The 20,733-nt window shown below is 61.0% G+C and carries 16 protein-coding genes; 10 read left to right on the top strand and 6 right to left on the bottom strand.

Going from position 1 to position 20,733, the window contains the following annotated elements; all coding sequences use genetic code 11:
• Window positions 1-2 precede the first annotated feature (2 nt).
• The gene (gene folD / locus AC1DNK_RS02810; RefSeq protein ID WP_112538193.1) at window positions 3-902 is read left to right on the top strand and encodes a bifunctional methylenetetrahydrofolate dehydrogenase/methenyltetrahydrofolate cyclohydrolase FolD; all 900 of its coding nucleotides are present in this window, start codon (window positions 3-5) and stop codon (window positions 900-902) included.
• Here the strand turns inward: folD and AC1DNK_RS02815 are convergent, their stop codons facing one another.
• Window positions 903-1,928: a LacI family DNA-binding transcriptional regulator gene (locus AC1DNK_RS02815; RefSeq protein ID WP_477939188.1), complete on the bottom strand. Its 1,026-nt coding sequence runs from the start codon at window positions 1,926-1,928 to the stop codon at window positions 903-905.
• Window positions 1,929-2,212: 284 nt separating this feature from the next.
• Here AC1DNK_RS02815 and AC1DNK_RS02820 point away from each other — a divergent pair, with 284 nt between their 5' ends.
• The 6 genes from AC1DNK_RS02820 (at window position 2,213) to AC1DNK_RS02845 (ending at window position 9,239) form a co-directional block, all read left to right on the top strand.
• Window positions 2,213-3,574, top strand: a complete 1,362-nt coding sequence (locus AC1DNK_RS02820) for an ABC transporter substrate-binding protein (protein WP_112513941.1) — start codon at window positions 2,213-2,215, stop codon at window positions 3,572-3,574.
• A gap of 164 nt (window positions 3,575-3,738) precedes the next feature.
• Window positions 3,739-4,752, top strand: a complete 1,014-nt coding sequence (locus AC1DNK_RS02825) for a carbohydrate ABC transporter permease (RefSeq protein ID WP_112387634.1) — start codon at window positions 3,739-3,741, stop codon at window positions 4,750-4,752.
• 1 nt (window position 4,753) lies between these two features.
• A complete protein-coding gene (locus AC1DNK_RS02830; protein ID WP_112387635.1) occupies window positions 4,754-5,920 on the top strand; it encodes a carbohydrate ABC transporter permease in 1,167 nt (388 codons plus the stop codon).
• 36 nt (window positions 5,921-5,956) lie between these two features.
• Window positions 5,957-7,609: a beta-galactosidase BglA gene (gene bglA, locus AC1DNK_RS02835; RefSeq protein WP_477939190.1), complete on the top strand. Its 1,653-nt coding sequence runs from the start codon at window positions 5,957-5,959 to the stop codon at window positions 7,607-7,609.
• 19 nt (window positions 7,610-7,628) lie between these two features.
• Window positions 7,629-8,717, top strand: a complete 1,089-nt coding sequence (locus AC1DNK_RS02840; RefSeq protein ID WP_112513939.1) for an ABC transporter ATP-binding protein — start codon at window positions 7,629-7,631, stop codon at window positions 8,715-8,717.
• Between the two features lie 168 nt (window positions 8,718-8,885).
• Window positions 8,886-9,239, top strand: a complete 354-nt coding sequence (locus tag AC1DNK_RS02845) for a hypothetical protein (protein ID WP_112514332.1) — start codon at window positions 8,886-8,888, stop codon at window positions 9,237-9,239.
• 57 nt (window positions 9,240-9,296) lie between these two features.
• Here AC1DNK_RS02845 and edd read toward each other — a convergent pair whose 3' ends face one another.
• From edd to AC1DNK_RS02870, 5 genes are all read right to left on the bottom strand, one after another.
• Window positions 9,297-11,117: a phosphogluconate dehydratase gene (gene edd, locus AC1DNK_RS02850; RefSeq protein ID WP_477939193.1), complete on the bottom strand. Its 1,821-nt coding sequence runs from the start codon at window positions 11,115-11,117 to the stop codon at window positions 9,297-9,299.
• A 64-nt stretch (window positions 11,118-11,181) separates the two neighbouring features.
• Window positions 11,182-11,880 carry a 6-phosphogluconolactonase gene (pgl, locus tag AC1DNK_RS02855; RefSeq protein WP_112538189.1) on the bottom strand — a complete coding sequence of 233 codons (699 nt, stop codon included), beginning with the start codon at window positions 11,878-11,880 and terminating at the stop codon, window positions 11,182-11,184.
• Between the two features lie 11 nt (window positions 11,881-11,891).
• Window positions 11,892-13,367, bottom strand: coding sequence for a glucose-6-phosphate dehydrogenase (gene zwf, locus AC1DNK_RS02860; RefSeq protein ID WP_112387641.1), 1,476 nt, complete (start codon window positions 13,365-13,367; stop codon window positions 11,892-11,894).
• Window positions 13,368-13,502: 135 nt separating this feature from the next.
• Window positions 13,503-14,801, bottom strand: coding sequence for an NAD(P)/FAD-dependent oxidoreductase (locus tag AC1DNK_RS02865; protein WP_477939195.1), 1,299 nt, complete (start codon window positions 14,799-14,801; stop codon window positions 13,503-13,505).
• Between the two features lie 13 nt (window positions 14,802-14,814).
• A complete protein-coding gene (locus AC1DNK_RS02870) occupies window positions 14,815-16,251 on the bottom strand; it encodes a glutamine synthetase family protein (protein ID WP_477939196.1) in 1,437 nt (478 codons plus the stop codon).
• A gap of 174 nt (window positions 16,252-16,425) precedes the next feature.
• Between AC1DNK_RS02870 and AC1DNK_RS02875 the strand changes: the two genes are divergently transcribed.
• From AC1DNK_RS02875 to AC1DNK_RS02885, 3 genes are all read left to right on the top strand, one after another.
• Entirely contained in the window at window positions 16,426-17,559 is a 1,134-nt protein-coding gene (locus tag AC1DNK_RS02875) for a BaiN/RdsA family NAD(P)/FAD-dependent oxidoreductase (RefSeq protein WP_477939868.1), read from the top strand.
• Window positions 17,560-17,711: 152 nt separating this feature from the next.
• Window positions 17,712-17,855 (top strand): hypothetical protein, encoded by a 144-nt coding sequence (locus AC1DNK_RS02880; RefSeq protein WP_310292842.1) that lies wholly within the window; start codon window positions 17,712-17,714, stop codon window positions 17,853-17,855.
• A gap of 285 nt (window positions 17,856-18,140) precedes the next feature.
• Window positions 18,141-20,669 (top strand): methyl-accepting chemotaxis protein, encoded by a 2,529-nt coding sequence (locus AC1DNK_RS02885; RefSeq protein ID WP_112513934.1) that lies wholly within the window; start codon window positions 18,141-18,143, stop codon window positions 20,667-20,669.
• Window positions 20,670-20,733: the final 64 nt, after the last annotated feature.

Here is a 20,733-nt window from a genome sequence, read left to right on the forward strand (position 1 = left end):
GCGTGACGACAGTGATCGATGGCAAGCAGGTAGCCGCTTCGGTAATCGAAACCGTGAAGATGGCAGCGGGATCGCTTGAAAAGCAGAGTGGCGTGAAGACCGGTCTTGCCGTGGTGATTGTCGGCGACGATCCGGCCAGCCACGCCTATGTCAATTCCAAGAGCAAGATGGCCAAAGAATGCGGCTTCAAGTCGGTGCAGTACACGCTGCCGGCTGAAACGAAGCAGGAAGAATTGGCAGCCCTCGTCGCATCGCTCAATGCCGATCCGTCGATTCACGGCATCCTGGTACAGCTGCCGCTGCCGAAGCCGCTGAACAGCGAGCCGATCATCCAGTCGATCCTGCCGGAAAAGGATGTCGACGGCCTTCACGTCGTCAACGCCGGCAAGCTCGCCACCGGTGATCTGGAAACCGGCCTGGTTTCCTGCACACCCGCCGGCGCCATGGTTTTCGTCCGCCGCACCCATGGCGAGGACCTTTCCGGTCTCAACGCGGTCGTCATCGGCCGCTCCAACCTCTTCGGCAAGCCGATGGCGCAGCTGCTGCTCAATGCCAACGCGACGGTGACCATCGCTCATTCGCGGACCAAGGATTTGCCTGCCGTCTGCCGCAACGCCGACATTCTCGTCGCCGCAGTCGGCCGTCCCGAGATGGTCAAAGCTGACTGGGTCAAGCCCGGCGCGACTGTCATTGATGTCGGTATCAATCGCATTGCCGCACCCGAGAAGGGCGAAGGCAAGACCCGCCTTGTCGGCGATGTCGCATTCGCTGAGGCAGAACAGGTCGCTGCGGTGATTACACCCGTCCCCGGCGGCGTTGGTCCAATGACCATCGCCATGCTGATGGCGAATACCGTGATTGCAGCGCACCGCACTGCCGGCCAGACGCCGCCGAAGTTCTGATCAGGGCTTCGGGGCAGGGCCCGTCGACCCCCTGACGATCAGCTCGGTCTTCCAGAGTTCCTGCTCCGGGAAACTCCCGGTCTGCTTGACCGTTCCGATCAGCCGCTGCGCAATGCGCGCGCCGGCGGATCGCAGCGACGAACGCGTCGTCGTCAGCGGCACCGAGAAATTCTCGGGCTTCAAGAGCGGCAGCACGTCGTCATGGGCGATCAGCGAAATATCCTCGCCGAGCTTCAGTCCAGCCTGATTGACGGCACGGATGGCGCCGAGCGCCAGAACCGTACTGGAACACAGGATCGCGGTCGGGCGGTCGGGCAGCTGCAGGAACTGCTCCATCGCCACCAGTCCCTGCTCATCGGTCATCAGCGTATGGCTGATACAGTCCTCGTTCAGATGCAGGCCGCGCTCGGCAAGCGCCGACTCCAGGCCCTGTTTCCTGCGGATCGCGAAATCCAGATGTTCTGGGCCATTCATCAGCGCAAAGCGCTTGTGCCCCAGCTGGAGCATCAGCTTGGCGGCATCGTAGAACGCCGCTTCATTGTCGATATCGAGATAGGGATAATCTGGCTCCGTCCCGTGCGAGCGGCCATGGACGACGAAGGGCGTCGACAGTGATTTCAGCATCGGCAGGCGAGGATCGTGTCCACGCATGTAGGCAACGAACAGCGCGTCGACATTGCCGCTGATCGCCAGACGCCTGAGTGCAGCGACCTCGTCGTCCGGATCGGCAGGCATGATCACGAAATGGAAGTCGTGGCGTACAGCCTCTTCGCCGAGACCGGCGAGAAACTCGCCGAAATGCACGTCGGACTGATGCCCCGGAGCGGTCGGCATCACCAGGCCGAGCGAGCCGGCCTTGCCGGTGGCCAGACGCTGCGCCGCCTTGTTCGGTCGGTAGCCGGTTTCCCGCACAGCTTGCAGCACGCGCTCACGCGTCGCCTGGTTGACTTCGGGATAGCCATTGAGGGCGCGGCTCACAGTCGTCTGTGAAAGACCAAGCAATTCCGATAGCTGTTTGAGATTCACGTGTTATGCTTCCTCCCAGGATCAGCGCACGCTGCGGTTTCTCCCAGACCGCCCAAAGCGCTTTCAAACTATGTAGCACCTGGCGTGCTTGACTCAAGAAAAATCGCTCCATATTCCCGTTTAAGCGTTGCTGCACCGCGATATTTGCGTCTCTTTTAGCGGTATTCGCGAAATGGCTTGACTCCTTTCACGCGAGAGTGAGATGAGTTGTTTGTCAAAGCGCTTTGAAGTCCTCCGGTGAGAGGTTGAAAGTGCCGTTGGGATTGTGATGGGAGGTTGATCACATGAAAAAGACTTTCTTGATGAGCGTCGCCGCGGCGGCGCTTTTTGCAGGTGGTGTTTCTGCCGCTGATTTGAAATTTGCTCCGGGCGAAGACGCCAAGTTTAATTGGAAGAGCTACGACGAATTCAAGGCATCGCATGCCGACCTGAAGGGTCAGCCGCTGACCATTTTCGGACCGTGGCGCGGTGAGGACGAAGCCTTCTTCCGCAGTATTCTTGCCTACTTCACCGAAGCGACTGGCATCGAAGCCACCTATTCGTCTTCGGAAAACTACGAGCAGCAGATCGTCATCGACACTCAGGCCGGTTCGCCGCCGAATGTCGCGATCCTGCCGCAGCCGGGCCTCTTCGCCGATCTGGCCAGCAAGGGCTTTCTGACGCCGCTCGGCGACGACACGGCCAAGTGGGTCAAGGACAATTACGGCGCCGGCGACAGCTGGGTCGGTTACGGCACCTACAAGGGCAAGGACGGCAAGGAAGGCTTCTACGCTTTCCCCTACAAGGCCGACGTGAAGTCGCTGGTCTGGTATGTTCCTGAAAACTTCAAGGAAGCCGGTTACAAGGTTCCGACCACCATGGAAGAACTCCATGCGCTGACGGATCAGATCGTCAAGGACGGCGGCGTTCCCTGGTGCATCGGTCTCGGTTCCGGCGGTGCGACAGGCTGGCCGGCGACCGACTGGATCGAAGACATCATGCTGCGCACGCAGAAGCCTGACGTCTACGACAAGTGGACCACGAACGAAGTGAAGTTCACCGATCCGGCCGTCGTTGCCGCGATCGACGAATTCGGCAAGTTCGCCAAGAATGAGAAGTATGTCGATGGCGGTGTCGCAGCCGTGGCTTCGACCGACTTCCGCGATAGCCCGAAGGGTCTCTTCGCCGTTCCGCCGAAGTGCTACCTGCACCACCAGGCTTCGTTCATCCCGTCCTTCTTCCCTGAAGGCACGAAGCTCGGCACCGATGCCGACTTCTTCTACATGCCGACCTATGCTGCGCACGCCGATCTCGGCAAGCCGGTTCTGGGTGCCGGCACGCTGGTGTCGATCACCAAGGATTCGAAGACGGCTCGCGCCTTCGTCGACTTCCTGAAGACGCCGATCGCTCATGAAGTCTGGATGGCACAGTCGAGCTTCCTGACGCCTTACAAGGGTGTCAGCACCGCGGCTTATGCCAACGATCAGATGAAGCGCGAAGGCGAAATCCTGACGACGGCCACGACCTTCCGTTTCGACGGTTCGGACCTGATGCCCGGCAAGATCGGCGCTGGCGCCTTCTGGACCGGCATGGTCGATTTCGTCGGCGGCAAGTCTGCCGAAGACACCGGCAAGGAAATCCAGGCTGCCTGGGACGCCATAAAGTAATCATCCTTGAACGCTGCTGCGGGTTTCCCGCGGCAGCCCGGAATGCAGGGCCGGATTCGCAAAAGGATCCGGCCGGCACCGGAACTGTGGTCAAACGCCTTGAAGAAGTTGACGCAGGCCGGTGTAAGCCCTTCAGATAGACTAGGGTAGCAGGGGAGGGACGAATGCTATCGCAGATAGTTTCCGCTTTGGGCGTGGTGGTCGTGGCGGTTTTCGCCTGCTCGGCCTATTTCTATTTCTCGAACAAGATTTTGGACCTGGCGCTGCCGGTCAGGGATGGTGATATCCATTCCGCCGCGCGCAATCTCAATCTTCGCGGCATGATCCGCCCCTGGCTGTTTCTCGGCCCGGCGCTTTTCCTGCTGATCGTCTATCTCGTCTATCCAGTGATCGCGACCTTCATTCTGTCCTTCTATGACAGATCAGGTTCGAATTTCGTCGGTTTCGCCAATTACACCTGGGCGCTCAGCGACCGCGAATTCCGCCAGTCGATTTTCAACAACATTCTCTGGCTCGCCGTCGTGCCGGCCGCCTGCACCTTCTTCGGTCTCGTCATCGCCGTGATGACCGACCGCATCTGGTGGGGCAATATCGCGAAAAGCATCGTCTTCATGCCGATGGCGATTTCCTTCGTCGGTGCTTCGGTCATCTGGAAGTTCATCTACGAATATCGCGGCGGCAACGACGTGCAGATCGGCCTTCTGAATGCCATCGTCCAGATGTTCGGCGGCACGCCCGAGGTCTGGATCTCGGTGCCTTTCTGGAACAATTTCTTCCTGATGGTCATCCTCATCTGGATCCAGACTGGCTTCGCCATGGTCATCCTGTCGGCCGCCCTTCGCGGTATCCCGGAGGAGACGATCGAGGCGGCTGTCATCGACGGCGCCAATGGCTGGCAGATCTTTTGGCGCATCATGGTGCCGCAGGTCTGGGGCACGATCGCCGTCGTCTGGACCACCATTACCATCCTCGTCCTCAAGGTCTTCGACATCGTGCTGACGATGACCAACGGCCAATGGCAGACCATGGTGCTGGCGAACCTGATGTTCGACTGGATGTTCCGCGGAGGCGGGGATTCCGGCCGAAGTGCGGTTATCGCGCTGATCATCATGCTGGCCGTGACGCCGATCATGGTCTGGAACGTCCGCCGCGCCAACCGCGAACTCGGAGGCCACTGAGATGACCTTGTCAGGAAGCTTCTTCAAGATAGGCCCGGCCCGTCTCTTCGTTCACGCCTGCGTTCTCCTGATCGTCATCATCTGGTTGATCCCGACCCTCGGCATCTTCGTCAGCGCGCTGCGCGACAAGGATCAGATCGTCGTGTCGGGCTGGTGGACGTCCTTCGTCGGCTCCACCCGCACGGTGGCCGCCCGCGTCGGCGCCGCTGCCGATCAGAAGCAGGAAGGCCCGCTCTACGTGATCGCCGGCAATGTGTTGCAGGGCGATCTGGCCGGCCGCGCGATCAGCGCCTTCGGAACGCGCATCCAGCAGCCGTCGGCCTACAAGGTCGGCGAGAATGCCGATCTCGGCGATGGCCTCAACCTGCAGGTCAACACCGACGGCACCTACCGCTATACCAAGACCGCAGCCTTCACCGATGACGATGCGGGCCGCCGTGTTTACGTCGCGATCTCGACCCCGCCGGAATTCACGCTTGATAACTACAAGACGGTTCTGACGGGCGAGGGCATCGGCCAGTCCTTCATCAATTCGCTGACGGTGACGATCCCGGCGACGATCATCCCGATTCTCATCGCGGCCTTTGCGGCCTATGCGCTGAGCTGGATGGAGTTTCCGGGCCGTGCGCTGATCATCGCGCTGGTGGTGGGCCTCATCGTCGTGCCGCTGCAGATGTCGCTGATCCCGCTGCTCCGGCTCTACAATATCGTTGGCGCGGCGCTCGATGCGCCGTCCAAGACCTATCCCGGCATCTGGTTGGCGCATACCGCCTTCGGCATGCCGCTCGCCATCTATCTGCTCCGCGCCTATATCGCGGGGCTGCCCAAGGAGATCATCGAATCCGCCCGCGTCGATGGCGCGACCGATTTCGAGATTTTCGTCAAAATCGTTCTTCCCTTGTCCTTCCCGGCACTCGCGTCCTTCGCGATCTTCCAGTTCCTGTGGGTGTGGAACGACCTGCTCGTCGCCATGGTCTTCCTCGGCACCGACAGGCAGCATCTCGTGCTCACCGGCAGCCTCAATGCGCTGCTCGGTTCGCGCGGCGGCAACTGGGAAATCCTGACGGCCTCGGCCTTTGTCACCATCATCGTTCCACTGCTCGTGTTCTTCGGGCTGCAGCGATATCTGGTGCGTGGCCTGCTGGCGGGTTCGGTCAAGGGCGGCTGATCCAATCCCAAGACCTGACTTCGCATAGGAAAAGACATGAGCGTGGCATCTCAACCCAATTTGGCTGACGACAAGGACTGGTGGCGTGGCGCGGTGATCTATCAGATCTATCCGCGCTCCTACCAGGACTCCAATGGTGACGGCATCGGCGACCTGAAGGGCATCACCGCCCGGTTGCCGCATGTCGCTGCTCTGGGCGCCGATGCGATTTGGATCTCGCCGTTCTTCACCTCGCCGATGCGCGATTTCGGCTATGACGTATCGGATTACGAAAACGTTGATACGATCTTCGGCACGCTCGTGGATTTCGACACCCTGATCGCCGAGGCTCACCGCCTCGGCATCAAGGTGATGATCGATCTCGTCATCTCGCATTCGTCGGACCAGCATCCCTGGTTCGTCGAAAGCCGGTCGAGCAAGACCAATGCCAAGGCCGACTGGTATGTCTGGGCCGATGCCAAGCCCGACGGCACGCCGCCGAACAACTGGCTGTCGATCTTCGGCGGTTCCGCGTGGGCGTGGGATCCGACGCGCATGCAGTATTACATGCACAACTTCCTGACGTCGCAGCCGGATATGAACCTCCACAACCCGGAGGTTCAGGACCGCCTGCTCGATGTCGTGCGTTTCTGGCTGAAGCGCGGCGTCGATGGTTTCCGTCTGGATACGATCAACTTCTATTTCCACGACAAGCAGCTGCGCGATAACCCGGCGCTGGCGCCCGAGCGTCGCAATGCGTCCACGGCACCGGCCGTGAACCCCTATAATTTCCAGGAACACCTGTACGACAAGAACCGCCCTGAGAATATCGACTTCCTAAAGCGCTTCCGCGCCGTGCTCGAAGAGTTTCCGGCGATCGCTGCCGTCGGCGAAGTCGGCGACAGCCAGCGCGGCCTTGAGATCGTCGGCGAATACACGTCCGGCAATGACAAGATGCACATGTGCTACGCCTTCGAATTCCTCGCGCCCGATCCGCTCTCGCCTGAGCGGGTTGAAGAGGTGATGAAGGATTTCGGCGCTGCGGCGCCCGATGGCTGGGCCTGCTGGGCTTTCTCGAACCACGACGTCATGCGCCATGTCAGCCGCTGGGGCTCGCTGGTGTCGGACCACGACGCTTTCGCCAAACAATACGCATCACTGCTGATGACGCTGCGCGGTTCCGTCTGCCTCTATCAGGGCGAAGAACTCGGCCTGACCGAGGCTGACCTTGCCTATCAGGATCTGCAAGATCCCTACGGCATCCAGTTCTGGCCGGAGTTCAAGGGCCGCGACGGCTGCCGTACCCCGATGGTATGGGACAGCCAGGTCGGGCAGGGCGGTTTCTCCACTGTCAAGCCATGGCTGCCGGTTCCCGTCGAGCACATCTTGCGCGCCGTCAGCGTGCAGCAGGGCGATGAGAACTCGGTGCTCGAGCACTACCGGCGCTTCCTTGCCTTCCGCAAGCAGTTCCCGGCCTTCGCCAAGGGCGAGATCGCCTTTGAGGAGCCGCAGGGCGACGGCCTGATTTTCACGCGCGAATATGGCAACGAAAAATTACTCTGCGTGTTCAACATGGGTGCTGCTGAAACGCTTGTTACGTTGCCGGATGGTGACTGGCAGGCGTTGACGGGCCACGGCTTCACCAGCAATAACTATGGCGGAAAAATCGATATTCCGGCGTGGGGCGCTTATTTCGCCCGGCTCGCCTAAAAATCAGAGGGAGGCACTGATGACAGGACTGTCGCTTAAGGAAATTCGCAAGTCATATGGTTCCGTGGACGTTCTCCACGGCATCGACCTGGAGATCAAACAGGGCGAATTCATCGTCTTCGTCGGTCCCTCCGGCTGCGGCAAGTCCACGCTGCTGCGCATGATCGCCGGCCTCGAGAACATCACTGGCGGCGACATGTATATCGATGGGCAGCTGGTCAACGATGTGCCGCCGTCGAAGCGCGGTATCGCCATGGTGTTCCAGTCCTATGCGCTCTATCCGCATATGACCGTTTACGACAACATGGCCTTCGGCATGAAGATTGCCGGTGAGAACAAGCAGGAAATCGACCGCCGCGTCCGCGCTGCCGCCGACAGCTTGCAGCTCGGCAAGTATCTCGACCGTCTTCCGAAGGCTCTGTCCGGTGGCCAGCGCCAGCGTGTTGCCATCGGCCGTGCCATCTGCCGCAATCCGAAGGTCTTCCTCTTCGACGAGCCGCTGTCCAACCTCGACGCCGCGCTGCGTGTTGCCACGCGCATCGAGATCGCCCGGCTCAACGAGCAAATGGCCGATACGACGATGATCTACGTCACCCACGACCAGGTCGAGGCGATGACGCTGGCGGACCGCATCGTCGTGCTCTCGGCAGGTCATATCGAGCAGGTCGGGGCACCGCTGGAGCTCTACGAGCGTCCGGCAAACCTCTTCGTCGCCAAGTTCATCGGCTCTCCGGCCATGAACATCATCCCGGCAACCATCGCGGAAGCCGGTAGCACGACGACGGTCACTCTCACCGGCGGCAAATCGGTCACTCTCGACATCCCGACCGCCGCTTCCGAAAAGGGCAAGTCCGCCAGCTTCGGCGTCCGCCCTGAGGATCTCGAGATCGCCAGCGGCGATGCCTACCTCTTCGAAGGCGAAGTCTCGATCGTCGAAGCGCTCGGCGAAGTGACGCTGCTTTACATCGAAGGCCTGGTTCCGGGCGAGCCGATCATCGTCAAGCTGCCCGGCACGATCGACATCAAGAAGGGCCAGAAAATGCGCTTCTCGGCCGATCGGCAGAAGCTGCATCTTTTCGATGCCGAAGGCCGCACCTACCGTCGCTGACAGCCAAAATTGGGGGCTTTTTCACGAAGCCCCCGAAGCCCTCCATTCGACACTTTCTGTTAAGTCGGCGCTGCTAGCATTTCCCCATTGTATCGAGTGGGGAATAAGGTCGTGGGTGTATCAAATCCATCGCCATCAGGGCATTTTTTGAACAAGGAAGAATCCTTCATGTATGACCGCGAACAGCGGTTCAAAATGGAGGACACGATGAACGCGGCGCGTCTCGAATATACCGAGAAAGGCGTCATGCACATGGCCTCGCGCCGTTGCGATATCGTTCGCATCTCGATGAGCTCGGCGGTTCTCGCCATCCTGACGCAGTTCAATCTGCCCAAGCAGTTCTATCTGGACATCCCGGACGCGCGCATCACCAAGGTCGGCTGCATGCTGATGCGGGTGAATGCCAACAACACTGTGGAAGTCCGCTTCCTGCGTCTGCTGACACAGAAGGAACTCAACAAGATCTTCGTCTACAGCACGCATCCGGCGCATCGCGACTACGTCCTCGACGTTCGCGGCTGATCGAGCTGCAGGACCTGAAAAGAGAAAAGCCCGCGAGATGATCGCGGGCTTTTTCGTTTAGTGGAAGAGGACGCTCGCTCCGTGATCGGAGGCGCCGACCGCGCGGCGGAACGGCGCGAAGAGCTCGCGGCCCATACCCCATTCGTTTTCCGAAAGATCGGCCGTCACCGGCTCGCGTTCGGCCATGGTTGCGGCATCGACAAGCACCTCAAGCGTGCCGCGGATGGCGTCGAGACGAATGATGTCGCCATCCTGGATGCGGGCGATCGGACCGCCTTCGACGGCCTCTGGCGTCACATGGATCGCTGCCGGAACCTTGCCCGATGCGCCGGACATGCGCCCGTCGGTCAAAAGCGCGACGCGGAAGCCGCGGTCCTGCAGCACGCCGAGCGGCGGCGTCAGCTTGTGCAACTCCGGCATGCCGTTGGCCTTCGGACCCTGGAAGCGCACGACGGCGACGAAATCGCGGTTGAGCTTGCCTTCCTTGAAGGCGTCCTGCAGCTCCTGCTGGCTGTGGAAGACGATTGCCGGGGCCTCTATGATATGGCGATCCGGCTTTACGGCCGAGATCTTGATGACGGCCTTGCCGAGATTGCCGCGTAGCATCTTCAAGCCGCCATTCGCCTGGAAGGGCGTCTCGATGCTGGCAAGCACCTTCGGGTCGTGACTCTTTTCGGGGGAGGGCTCGCGGACGACCGTGTTGTTGTCGCCGAGACGGGCATCGATCGTATAGGCTTCGAGGCCCTGACCGGCGACGGTGCGCACGTCACCATGCAGCATGCCCTGCTTCAGAAGCTCCTTGATCAGGAAGCCCATGCCGCCGGCAGCGTGGAAGTGGTTCACGTCGGCGAGGCCGTTCGGATAGACGCGGGCAAGCAGCGGGATTTCTTCCGAGAGCTCGGCGATATCCTGCCACGTCAGCTGAATACCGGCGGCACGCGCCATGGCGACGAGATGCAGCGTGTGGTTCGTGGAACCACCCGTCGCATGCAGGCCGACAACGCCGTTCACCACCGACCGCTCATCGATCATCTCGCCTGCCGGCGTAAATTCGTTGCCGAGCGCGGTAATCGCCAGCGCCCGCTTGGCGGCTTCGCGCGTCAGCGCTTCACGCAGCGGTGTGCCGGGATTGATGAAGGAGGAGCCGGGCATATGGAAGCCCATGATCTCCATCAGCATCTGGTTGGAATTGGCAGTGCCGTAGAAAGTGCAGGTGCCCGGGCCGTGATAGGACTTGGATTCGGCTTCCAGCAGTTCTGCGCGGCCGACCTTGCCTTCGGCATAGAGCTGGCGCACGCGCGACTTCTCGTCGTTCGGCAGTCCCGTCGTCATCGGCCCGGCGGGCACGAAGATCGACGGCAGGTGGCCAAAGGAAAGCGCGGCGATGACAAGCCCGGGAACGATCTTGTCGCAGACACCGAGGAAGAGCGCCGCGTCGAACATGTTGTGCGACAGGCCCACACCTGCAGACATGGCGATCAGATCGCGCGAGAAGAGCGAAAGCTCCATGCCCGGCTGGCCCTGGGTCACGCCATCGCACATGGCAGGAACGCCGCCTGCAACTTGCGCAATGCCGCCAGCCTCGGCAGCCGCCTCACGGATGATTGCCGGATAGGTCTCGAACGGCTGGTGGGCCGAAAGCATGTCGTTATAGGCGGTGATGATGCCGAGGTTCGGAACGCGGTCGCCGGCGAGCGCATCCTTCTCGGCGGGGGAACAGACCGCAAAGCCGTGCGCAAGGTTTGCGCAGCCGAGGATAGACCGGACGGCACCCTTCGATGCCGCGCCGCGCAGGCGCTCCAGATATCGCTCGCGTGTCGGCTTCGATCGCTCGACGATGCGGGAGGTAATCGCAGAAATGCGTGCGTTAGCGGACATGGGAGTTATCCTGCCTTGGTTGCTGTTCAAATTGTCTGTTCGCGGCTCGCCCGAAGGCTTGGTCTTACGGAGCCCAGTAGATATCGACAGGCGTTGCCGCCCGCCGCAGCACGGCCCGGATCGGCATCTCTGCCTCGTCTCCGGCGCCTTCAGCCTTCGTCAGCACGTCCTTCTTGCCCTGGCCTTCGATATGAAGCACCAGGAGCTTGGCGTCCTGAAGGCTGGAGAAGGTGAAGGTCAGGCGCGGCTCGCCGGCATCCTGCGCTTCCATGGTGATGATACCGCGCGGCGTCTTCGGATCGAGCGCGACCGCAAGATTGTTGCCGCCCGGGAAGAACGAAGCCGTATGGCCATCGCCCCCCATGCCGAGGATGACGATATCGAACGGATTGCCGACCGATGCCGTCTCCGTGGTGGCAAGCTTCGCGGCTGTTTCCGCGGAGCCCGTGTCGTGGAAGAGCGGCAGGAACCGCGCTGCCTTTGCCTTGTTCTGCAGCAGGTTGCTGGCAACCAGCAGATGGTTCGAGCGGTCGCTGGTTTCAGGCACGAAGCGCTCGTCGACGAGCGTGATCGTTACCTTCGGCCAGTCGAGGTCGCGCGTCGAAAGCGCCTGGAAGAAGGCTTTCGGCGTGGAACCGCCGGAAACGGCGATAGTCGCCGTTCCCTTCGCTGCAATCGCCTTGGAGAGCGTGTCCGCAACCTTGTCTGCAAGGTTGGCGGCCAGTTCCGCGGCATTGGCAAAAGCATGCATGGTCGCTGCCATCGCTCTCAATCCTAGATGTTGTCGTGCCAGGTGCGGCCGTCGCGCTCGATCAGCGCGATAGCCTGGCTCGGGCCCCAGGTGCCTGCGGTGTAACCCTGAACCAGCTGGCCGGTGGATTCCCAGCCCTTCAGGATCGGGTCGACCCAGTCCCATGCCGCCTCGACTTCGTCGCGGCGCATGAACAGCGTCTGGTTGGAGCGAATGACGTCCATCAGCAGACGTTCGTAGGCGTCCGGGTTGCGGACATGGAACGCTTCGGCAAAGCTCATGTCGAGCGAAACGTTGCGCAGGCGCATGCCGCCCGGGCCCGGATCCTTGATCATCAGCGACTGCTTGACGCCTTCGTCAGGCTGCAGGCGGATGATCAGCTGGTTCTGGCTGATGCGGCCGGCCGACTGGTCGAACACCGAGTGCGGGATCGGCTTGAAGGTGATGACGATTTCCGACATGCGGCCGGCAAGACGCTTGCCGGTGCGGATGAAGAACGGAACGCCGGCCCAGCGCCAATTGTTGATCTCGGCCTTGATGGCGACGAAGGTTTCCGTGTTGGAAACGCCGCCTTCGAGTTCCTCGAGATAGCCCTTGACCGGGCCGGTGCCGGAGGCGCCGGCGCGGTACTGGCCGCGAACCGTCATCTGCTCGACATTCGAGGCGTTGATCGGCTTCAGCGCGCGCAGCACCTTCAGCTTCTCGTCGCGCACCGCTTCGGAATCCATCGAGGAGGGAACTTCCATCGCGGTCAGGCAAAGCAGCTGCAGGATATGGTTCTGCACCATATCGCGCAGCGCGCCTGCCGTATCATAGTAACCGGCGCGGCCTTCGAGGCCGACGGCTTCGGCAACCGTGATCTGTACGTGGTCGATGTAGTTGGCGTTCCACAGCGGTTCATAGAGGGCGTTGGCAAAGCGCAGCGCCATCAGGTTCTGCACCGTCTCCTTGCCGAGATAGTGGTCGATGCGGAAGATCTGCTCTTCCTTGAAGGCCTTGCCGATGCTGTCGTTCAACGACAGCGCCGATGCGAGGTCGCGGCCGATCGGCTTTTCAACGACGATGCGGGTCGACTTGGTGATCAGCTTGTGTTCGTGGATCTTCTGCGAGATGTCGCCGAAGATGCCAGGAGCAACCGCGAGGTAGAAGGCGCGAACGCGGTCCTTGCCGTCGTCGAGCAGCTTCTTCAGCTTGTCCCAGCCGGCGTCCGAACGGGCGTCGACCGATACGTAATGCAGACGCTTGCAGAACTTTTCGACTTCCGCTTCGTCATATTCGCCCTTCTTAAGGTGCTCCTTGAGAGCGTCCTGGGCGAACTTGCGGTATTCTTCGTCGGTCAGCGGGCTGCGCGAAGCGCCGATGATGCGCGTCGGCTCGGTGAACTGTCCCTCGATCTGGCGGTGGTAGAGGGCGGGCAGGAGCTTGCGCTCGGCAAGGTCGCCGCTGCCGCCGAAGACGACATAATCAAAGGGTTCAACGGGAATGATCTGGCTGCTCATGAGCTTTTCTCTCAATCAGTCTGGTTGGCGGCCGTTTTAATCTAATCGATTTAAAAAAGCCAGTGTGCGATGCAATGAATCTCTCGGGTCCCGGTTTTAAAGCGAATTGACCCGAGAGGAAATCCCGCAATCGCCCTAAAACTTGTCGCGCAGCGCGAACCAGGACAAGGCTAGGAAAAGCAGCGGTGCCCGCATGGCTGGTCCGCCGGGAAAGGCCGGGATATCGAGCCCTTTGAAGAGGTCGAGTTCCCCTGATTTTCCAAGAACCGTTTCTGCATAAAGTTTGCCGCAGTAATTTGACAGCATCACGCCGTGGCCGGAATAACCGCCGATCGATGTCACATTCGGCATCACTTCGCGCACGAAGGGCTGCCGCGGCAGGGTGATGCCGACCGAGCCGCCCCAGGCATGGGTGATCTCGACGTTCTTCAATACGGGGTAGATCTCGGCGATCTGGCGGCGGATGTGCTCCGTGATGTCGCGCGGGTTGTCAGAGGTATAGGCCTCGCGCCCGCCAAACAGCAGCCGCCCGTCCTTCGACTTGCGGAAATAGCGCACGACGAAGCGCGAGTCGGCAACCGCTTCGCCGCCCGGCAGCACGGAGGGGAAGTTTTCCAGCGGCGCGGTGGTGCCGATGAAGGAGCGGATCGGCATGACGTGGCTGGCCGTCACCGGCTCAAGGTTGCCGATATAACCGTTACAGGCAATCAGCGCCTTGTCGGCGGTGATCGTTCCCTTCGCTGTATCGATCTTCACCTTGCCGCCGTCATTGCGGACGGCGATTGCCGGCGTCATCTCGAAGATCTGAGCGCCGGCATTGGCGGCGACGCGGGCAAGCCCGACCAGCAGTTTCAGCGGGTGGATATGGCCGGTGCCGGTGTCGCGCACGCCACAATGATAGCGCTTCGACCCCAGCCGCTCCTGCGTCTCTTCCCTGTCCATGAAACGCACATGCGGATAATCGTAACGAGAGGCTGCGATCTCGGCATTTTCGGCATAGGAACGCTTGTAGCTCTCCTTGTGCGCCACGTTCATCTGCCCGGGCATGAACTCGATGTCGATCTGATGCTCGTTGGCGAAATCGAGCAGGTGCTTCTTTGCGCCCTCCGCCAGGTCGAACAGCGCCTTGGAGCGCTCGTAGCCGATCTTCTCTTCGAGTTCTTCCGGCCACCAGCGCTGGCCGGTACCGAGCTGACCGCCATTGCGGCCGGATGCACCGTCGCCGAAGCGGTTGGCATCGATGAGTACGACCGATACCCCCGCCTTGGCGAGATTGTAGGCCGCCTGCAGCCCGGTATAGCCGCCGCCGACAATGGCGACGTCACAGGTTCTGGATCCGTCTAGCTCCGGATAGGTCGGGCGCTCCCCCGCCGTTGCCTGATACCAGGAAACGCCGGGCGCGATCGGGCTCTGCCAGTCTTGCTTCACCGCCATGAGGAATGCCTCCTCACACGTTGAGCAGCAGGAACTCGCGCTCCCAGGGGCTGATCACTTCCATGAAGGTCTCGAACTCGCCGCGCTTGACCCCGGCATAGAGCCCGATGAACTCCGCGCCGAACACCTCTTCGAAGGCCGGCTCGTCTTCCATCAGCGCCACGGCTTCCAGCAATCCGCGCGGCAGGTCGATCGAGCCTTCGTTGGCGGCATCTTCTGTCGGTGCCGTCGGCTCGATTTCCTTCATGATCCCCAGCAGACCCGAAGCCAGCGAGGCCGCCAGCGCCAGATAGGGATTGGCATCCGAGCTCGGCAGCCGGTTCTCGACGCGGCGTGCCTGCGGATCGGAAACCGGAACGCGGAAGGCCGTCGTGCGGTTGTCGTAGCCCCAGGCGTTGTTGACGGGGCATGACATGTTCGGCGCCAGGCGGCGGTAGGAGTTGACGTAGGGCGCCAGCATCGCCAGCGCACTCGGCACGTATTTCTGCATGCCGCCGATGAAGTGGAAGAACTCCTTCGAGGGTGAGCCATCCGGATTGGAGAAGACATTCTTCCCCGTCTCTTCGTTGACCACCGACTGATGGATATGCATCGCCGAACCCGGCTGCCCCTGCATCGGCTTGGCCATGAACGTCGCGAAGATGCCATGCTTCAGCGCCGCTTCGCGGATCGTGCGCTTGAACATGAACACCTGGTCGGCAAGCTCGATCGGATTGCCGTGGCGCAGGTTGATTTCGAGCTGCGCCGGACCTTCTTCATGGATCAGCGTATCGATCTCGAGGCCCTGCTTCTCCGAGAAATGGTAGATGTCGTCGATCAGCTCGTCGAACTCGTTGATCCCGGCGATCGAATAGCCCTGTCCGCCGAGGATCGAACGGCCCGAACGGCCCTTCGGCGGATGCAGCGGATAATCGGGGTCATCGTTGGTGGCGACCAGATAGAACTCGATTTCAGGTGCGACAACCGGCTTCCACCCGCGGGCACTGTAAAGGCCCATGATCCGCTTCAGGACGTTGCGCGGCGTGTAGGACACTTCGCCGCCATCGGAATTGACGATATCGCAGATCACCTGCGCCGTCGGGTCGGTTTCCCATGGCACGACGGAGAGCGTCGAAAGATCGGGAACGAGCTTGAGGTCGCTGTCGCGCGGCTCATAGCGGAAGCTTTCCGTCTCTTCGGGATAGGCGCCCGAGATTGTGTGGCGGTAGATTGCCGAAGGCAGTGCAAGCGAGGTGTTCGAGGTGAATTTCGATGTCGGCATCATCTTGCCGCGCGGAACGCCGGCGAGGTCGGGGGTGATGCATTCGATGTCTTCGATGCCGCGTGCCCGTAGCCACTGTGCCGCTTCCTTCCAGTTCGCTACGCCGCGCGACGACCCAGGGTCAGGGGGAGTCTTGATCGTGAGGCTAACGTTCTTGGCAGGCTTAAGCGTTGTCTTTTTTGGAGACATGACACACCGGTTACGTTGATCGGAAGGCCATAATAGCCAGAGTTTGGCAATTGGCGAGGGGGGTAGAGGCGTTGACTTTCGCCATTTGATAGAAAAAGAAGGCACCCTTTACGGAAGGAAACCGGCTTGAGACGGAAGAGCGATGTAATCGTCATCGGCGCGGGCGCCGCCGGCATGATGTGTGCCATCCGCGCCGGCCAGCGTGGCCGCTCCGTTCTGGTTCTCGACCATGCCAAGACCCCCGGCGAGAAGATCCGCATCTCTGGCGGCGGGCGCTGCAATTTCACCAATATCCATGCCGGGCCGAAGAATTTTCTCTCCGCCAACCCGCATTTCTGCAAATCGGCCCTCGCTCGCTTCACCCCCGCCGATTTCGTCGCCATGGTCGACAGGCACAAGATCGCCTGGCACGAGAAGACGCTCGGCCAGCTGTTCTGCGACGACAGCGCCAAGGACATCATCCATATGCTGCTCGACGAGATGCGGGCGGCCGGTGCCGAGTGGCAGTTGCGCACGGAAATCCTCGGTGTCGAGAAGACTGACGAAGGTTTTCGCGTCGATACCTCGGAAGGCGCCTACGAGTGCGCCTCGCTGGTAATCGCCACCGGCGGCAAGTCGATCCCGAAGATGGGCGCCACCGGCTTTGCCTATCGCATCGCCGAGCAGTTCGGGCTTGCGATGACCGAGACCCGCCCAGGCCTGGTACCGCTGACGCTTGATCCGGTCCTGCTGGAAGCGATTGCACCGCTCTCGGGCATCGCCGCCCCGGCAGAAATCCGCCACGGCAAGACGGCATTCCGGGAAGCGCTGCTTTTCACCCACCGTGGCCTCAGCGGTCCGGCCATCCTGCAGATCTCGTCCTACTGGCGCGAAGGCGAGGGGATCACCGTCGATATCGAACCCGATGTCGATCTGCTCCAGCATCTGAAGAAAGCCAAGCAGACGAATGGCCGCCAGTCGGCTCAGACGGCGCTGGCGGAAATCCTGCCGAAGCGTCTCTCCCAATATCTGGCCGAGCGCGAAGGCATTTCCGGCAACATGGCCGACCTCTCCGACAAGGCGCTGGCGAGGCTTGCCGATGCCGCCCAGAACTGGACGGTCAAGCCGTCCGGCTCCGAAGGATACCGCACGGCGGAAGTGACGCTCGGCGGCATCGATACATCAGCGCTAGATTCGAAGACCATGGAAGCCAAGACGGTTCCGGGCCTCTATTTCATCGGCGAATGCGTGGACGTCACGGGTTGGCTCGGCGGCTATAACTTCCAATGGGCCTGGGCCTCGGGCTTTGCGGCAGGTGAATCTTTATAGGCTCGAATCCGGGCAAATAGATTCAAGACTTCTTAAGCCGGGTGCGCCATCGTGTCTCAATGGCAACGATGGAACAAGCTTCCCATTTAAAGCTTTACCGCACAGCCATTTTGATGGATTGTTACAGTATTGAGAAAAGTGAGGTCCTTTAGATGAATAGGAACACACGCCGCGCCCGCGCCATCGCAATCGCCCAGGCAAAGCCTGACACGAAACTCGCGACGCTCCGCTTTCTCATGCTCGCCACCGGCGCAACCGCTGCGATTATCGCCTTGGTGATCGCGCACGCCGTCTGACCTTTCCGAATTATCATATAATTTGCGGTCTGCCCTTGGCGTGCAGCCGCATGGCCTTGATCGGAAAGGCCATTTCAAACGATTTGGCTTATCCGAAAATTAATATCTCTTCTGTCACACTTGCTGAAACTATGGGCATCCCGTTTCGCGCGGCGATGACTTGGCAATGATTGCCGCCTGAGCCCTCGGGTTTCCCATTATTCCAAAAAAGTCAGCTCGATGCACTCGACCGGCGCCGCAACAGCAGCCGGTGGGAGGAGTGGTGTATGGAAGGCCGGTATAGCCATGTTCATTGATAAGATCCTGTCGCGCTTCAAGATCAAGACGAAGGTCCTGATCTTCGTTCTGCCTTTCGTCGTCGCCATCTCGGCGGTCGGCCTCACCGGCCTTTATGCCTCCGGCATGCTGCAAGGGCGCATGGAGATTTCGAACAGCATTCTGCAGTCGCTGAGCGGCTTCAAGGATCTCTACGGCTCCATGGATGACTTCCTGCAGAACACCAACGAGCAGGCTCGCGACAAGCTCTACGCGGATATTAAGACACAGGGCGAAACTTTGAACGCCACCCTGTCTCAGATCGGCGAGAATGCCGGCCGCGACAATCTGCAGGCTGCGATGGACGGCACCAGCGCCATTTCGGGCACCGTCGGCAAACTCTGGACGCTGCATGACCAGGAAGTCGCGCTTCGCAAGCAGATAGACGACGCCCAGAAGGTGATGATCACCAACCGCTTCAACGTCAGCTACGACGCGCGTCAGCTCGAAGAGAGCGTGCGCACGGACGAAGGCAACGCGACTGCAACGCTTCGCGCCGCCGACCGTCTGCTGAAGGGCGGCGATACGCTGGCAACCGCCATGAACGACTTCAACAAGGCGCAGCTTCCTGCCGACAAGCTGAAGGTCGTGACGACGGCGCTGCCGACGATCATCAAGGCTCAGCGGATGATCGAAATCTCGGTTCCGCAGAACCAGAAGAGCATGACGCAGTCGATGGCCCAGACCATCAGCGATCTGAAGACGCAGGCCGCCGCACCCGATGCCGGCTCCGATGACGGCGTTGCCAATCTCGGCCGTCTCGTTTCCCGCTTCCGCCAGATGTCCACCTACACGCAGCTGACCGCCACGCAGATGATGCGCGAAGCGACGACCACCTTCGTTCAGCTCGACAGCCGTATCGCGCAGACCAATTCGGTTCTGGAAGACACCCGCCGTCTGGAAACGTCGATCTATTCGCTGCAGCTGGTGCTCGCCGATTTCAGCGCCAAGCCGACCAAGGAGAACCGGGTTCGCCTGAACCAGGAAATCTCGACCCTCAACACCATGCTGAACACGCTGCAGGCCAGCGCCAAGGGCATGGACTTTGCCGGTGACATCATCTCGGCGATTACCCCTGCACTCGTCTCGATGGACAAGGACGCGCAGAGCCTCGTCGATGTCATCAATCAGCGCATCAGCGATTACGCCGCTGCCCGCCAGGAGCTCGACAGTGTCTGGGGTCAGCTGACCAGCTTCGCCGAACTGCAGAAGCAGACGGCCGGCGCCGAGCGCGAGCAGGCGAACAGCATCTCCGTCGGCACCACAGGCCTCGGCATTCTGGTCTCGATCATCGGCGGCATCGCCCTGGTTCTCACCCTGCAGCGCCCGATCGGCCAGATCACCGCCGCGATGCGCCGCATCGCCGATGGTGCGCTCGACACCAATATCTCCGGTGAACAGCGCTACGACGAAATCGGCGACATCGCCCGCGCCCTCGGCATCTTCAAGGAGAATGCGATCTCCAAGATCCGCATCGAGGAGCAGAGCGACGAGGAGCGTCAGGCTGCCGAGCACGAGCGCCAGCGCAACGATGCCGAAAAGCGCGAGATGGACCGTCAGATCGAATATGCGGTCAACGAACTCGCCGCCGGTCTGCAGCGCATGTCGCAGGGCGATATCTCCACGACCATCGACACGCCGTTCATCGGCCGCCTCGAACAGCTGCGTGAAGACTTCAACGGCTCGATGTTCCGTCTCCAGGAGACCATGAGCCAGATCCGCGATAATGTGCAGATGATCCAGGGCAACGGCAACCAGATGGCCCAGTCGGCCGAGGATCTCGCCAAGCGTACGGAGCAGCAGGCTGCCTCGCTCGAAGAGACCGCCGCCGCCGTCGACGAGATCACCGTTACCGTCCGCTCGTCTGCCGAGCGCGCCAAGGATGCCGACCAGATCGTCCGCCAGGCCAAGCGCAGCGCCGATGACTCGGCGACTGTCGTCGGCAAGGCGATTGATGCCATGGGCCGTATCGAGGATGCGTCGCGCCAGATCGAGCAGATCATCGGCGTCATCGATGAGATCGCCTTCCAGACCAACTTGCTGGCGCTGAACGCCGGTATCGAAGCTGCGCGCGCTGGTGAGGCGGGCAAGGGCTTTGCTGTCGTCGCGATGGAAGTCCGCGAGCTTGCCCAGCGCTCCGCCGCTGCCGCGCAGGAGATCAAGGGCCTGATCAACAAGTCGACGACGGAAGTCAGCTCCGGTTCGCAGTCGGTGCAGGAAACCGGCACAGTGCTGGCGAAGATCAGCGCGCAGATCGTCACCATCAGCCAGCATGTCGAAATGATCGCCCGCGCCAGCCACGATCAGTCGGGCGCGCTGCAGGAAGTCAACGCCACCGTCAACTCGATGGACCAGATGACCCAACAGAACGCCGCCATGGTGGAAGAGACGACGGCGGCAAGCCGCGAACTCGCTTCCCAGGCAGACAGCCTGCTTACTCTCGTGCAGCAGTTCAAGATCGAAGGCGAATCGCACACGGCCTATTACCGCGCTGCCTGATCCCAGCCGAAAACCAGATGAAGAAAACGGCGCCGCGAGGCGCCGTTTTCTGTTTGTCGAACAA

The sequence above is a fragment of the Rhizobium sp. 01N424 genome (assembly GCF_056399485.1).

Coding starts and splice junctions, on each gene's coding strand:
- AC1DNK_RS02820 (WP_112513941.1), top strand. CDS start 2,213: ATGAAAAAGACTTTCTTGATGAGCGTCGCCGCGGCGGCGCTTTTTGCA.
- AC1DNK_RS02825 (WP_112387634.1), top strand. CDS start 3,739: ATGCTATCGCAGATAGTTTCCGCTTTGGGCGTGGTGGTCGTGGCGGTT.
- AC1DNK_RS02830 (WP_112387635.1), top strand. CDS start 4,754: ATGACCTTGTCAGGAAGCTTCTTCAAGATAGGCCCGGCCCGTCTCTTC.
- bglA (WP_477939190.1), top strand. CDS start 5,957: ATGAGCGTGGCATCTCAACCCAATTTGGCTGACGACAAGGACTGGTGG.
- AC1DNK_RS02840 (WP_112513939.1), top strand. CDS start 7,629: ATGACAGGACTGTCGCTTAAGGAAATTCGCAAGTCATATGGTTCCGTG.
- AC1DNK_RS02845 (WP_112514332.1), top strand. CDS start 8,886: ATGTATGACCGCGAACAGCGGTTCAAAATGGAGGACACGATGAACGCG.
- edd (WP_477939193.1), bottom strand. CDS start 11,117: ATGTCCGCTAACGCACGCATTTCTGCGATTACCTCCCGCATCGTCGAG.
- pgl (WP_112538189.1), bottom strand. CDS start 11,880: ATGGCAGCGACCATGCATGCTTTTGCCAATGCCGCGGAACTGGCCGCC.
- zwf (WP_112387641.1), bottom strand. CDS start 13,367: ATGAGCAGCCAGATCATTCCCGTTGAACCCTTTGATTATGTCGTCTTC.
- AC1DNK_RS02865 (WP_477939195.1), bottom strand. CDS start 14,801: ATGGCGGTGAAGCAAGACTGGCAGAGCCCGATCGCGCCCGGCGTTTCC.
- AC1DNK_RS02870 (WP_477939196.1), bottom strand. CDS start 16,251: ATGTCTCCAAAAAAGACAACGCTTAAGCCTGCCAAGAACGTTAGCCTC.
- AC1DNK_RS02875 (WP_477939868.1), top strand. CDS start 16,426: ATGATGTGTGCCATCCGCGCCGGCCAGCGTGGCCGCTCCGTTCTGGTT.
- AC1DNK_RS02880 (WP_310292842.1), top strand. CDS start 17,712: ATGAATAGGAACACACGCCGCGCCCGCGCCATCGCAATCGCCCAGGCA.
- AC1DNK_RS02885 (WP_112513934.1), top strand. CDS start 18,141: ATGTTCATTGATAAGATCCTGTCGCGCTTCAAGATCAAGACGAAGGTC.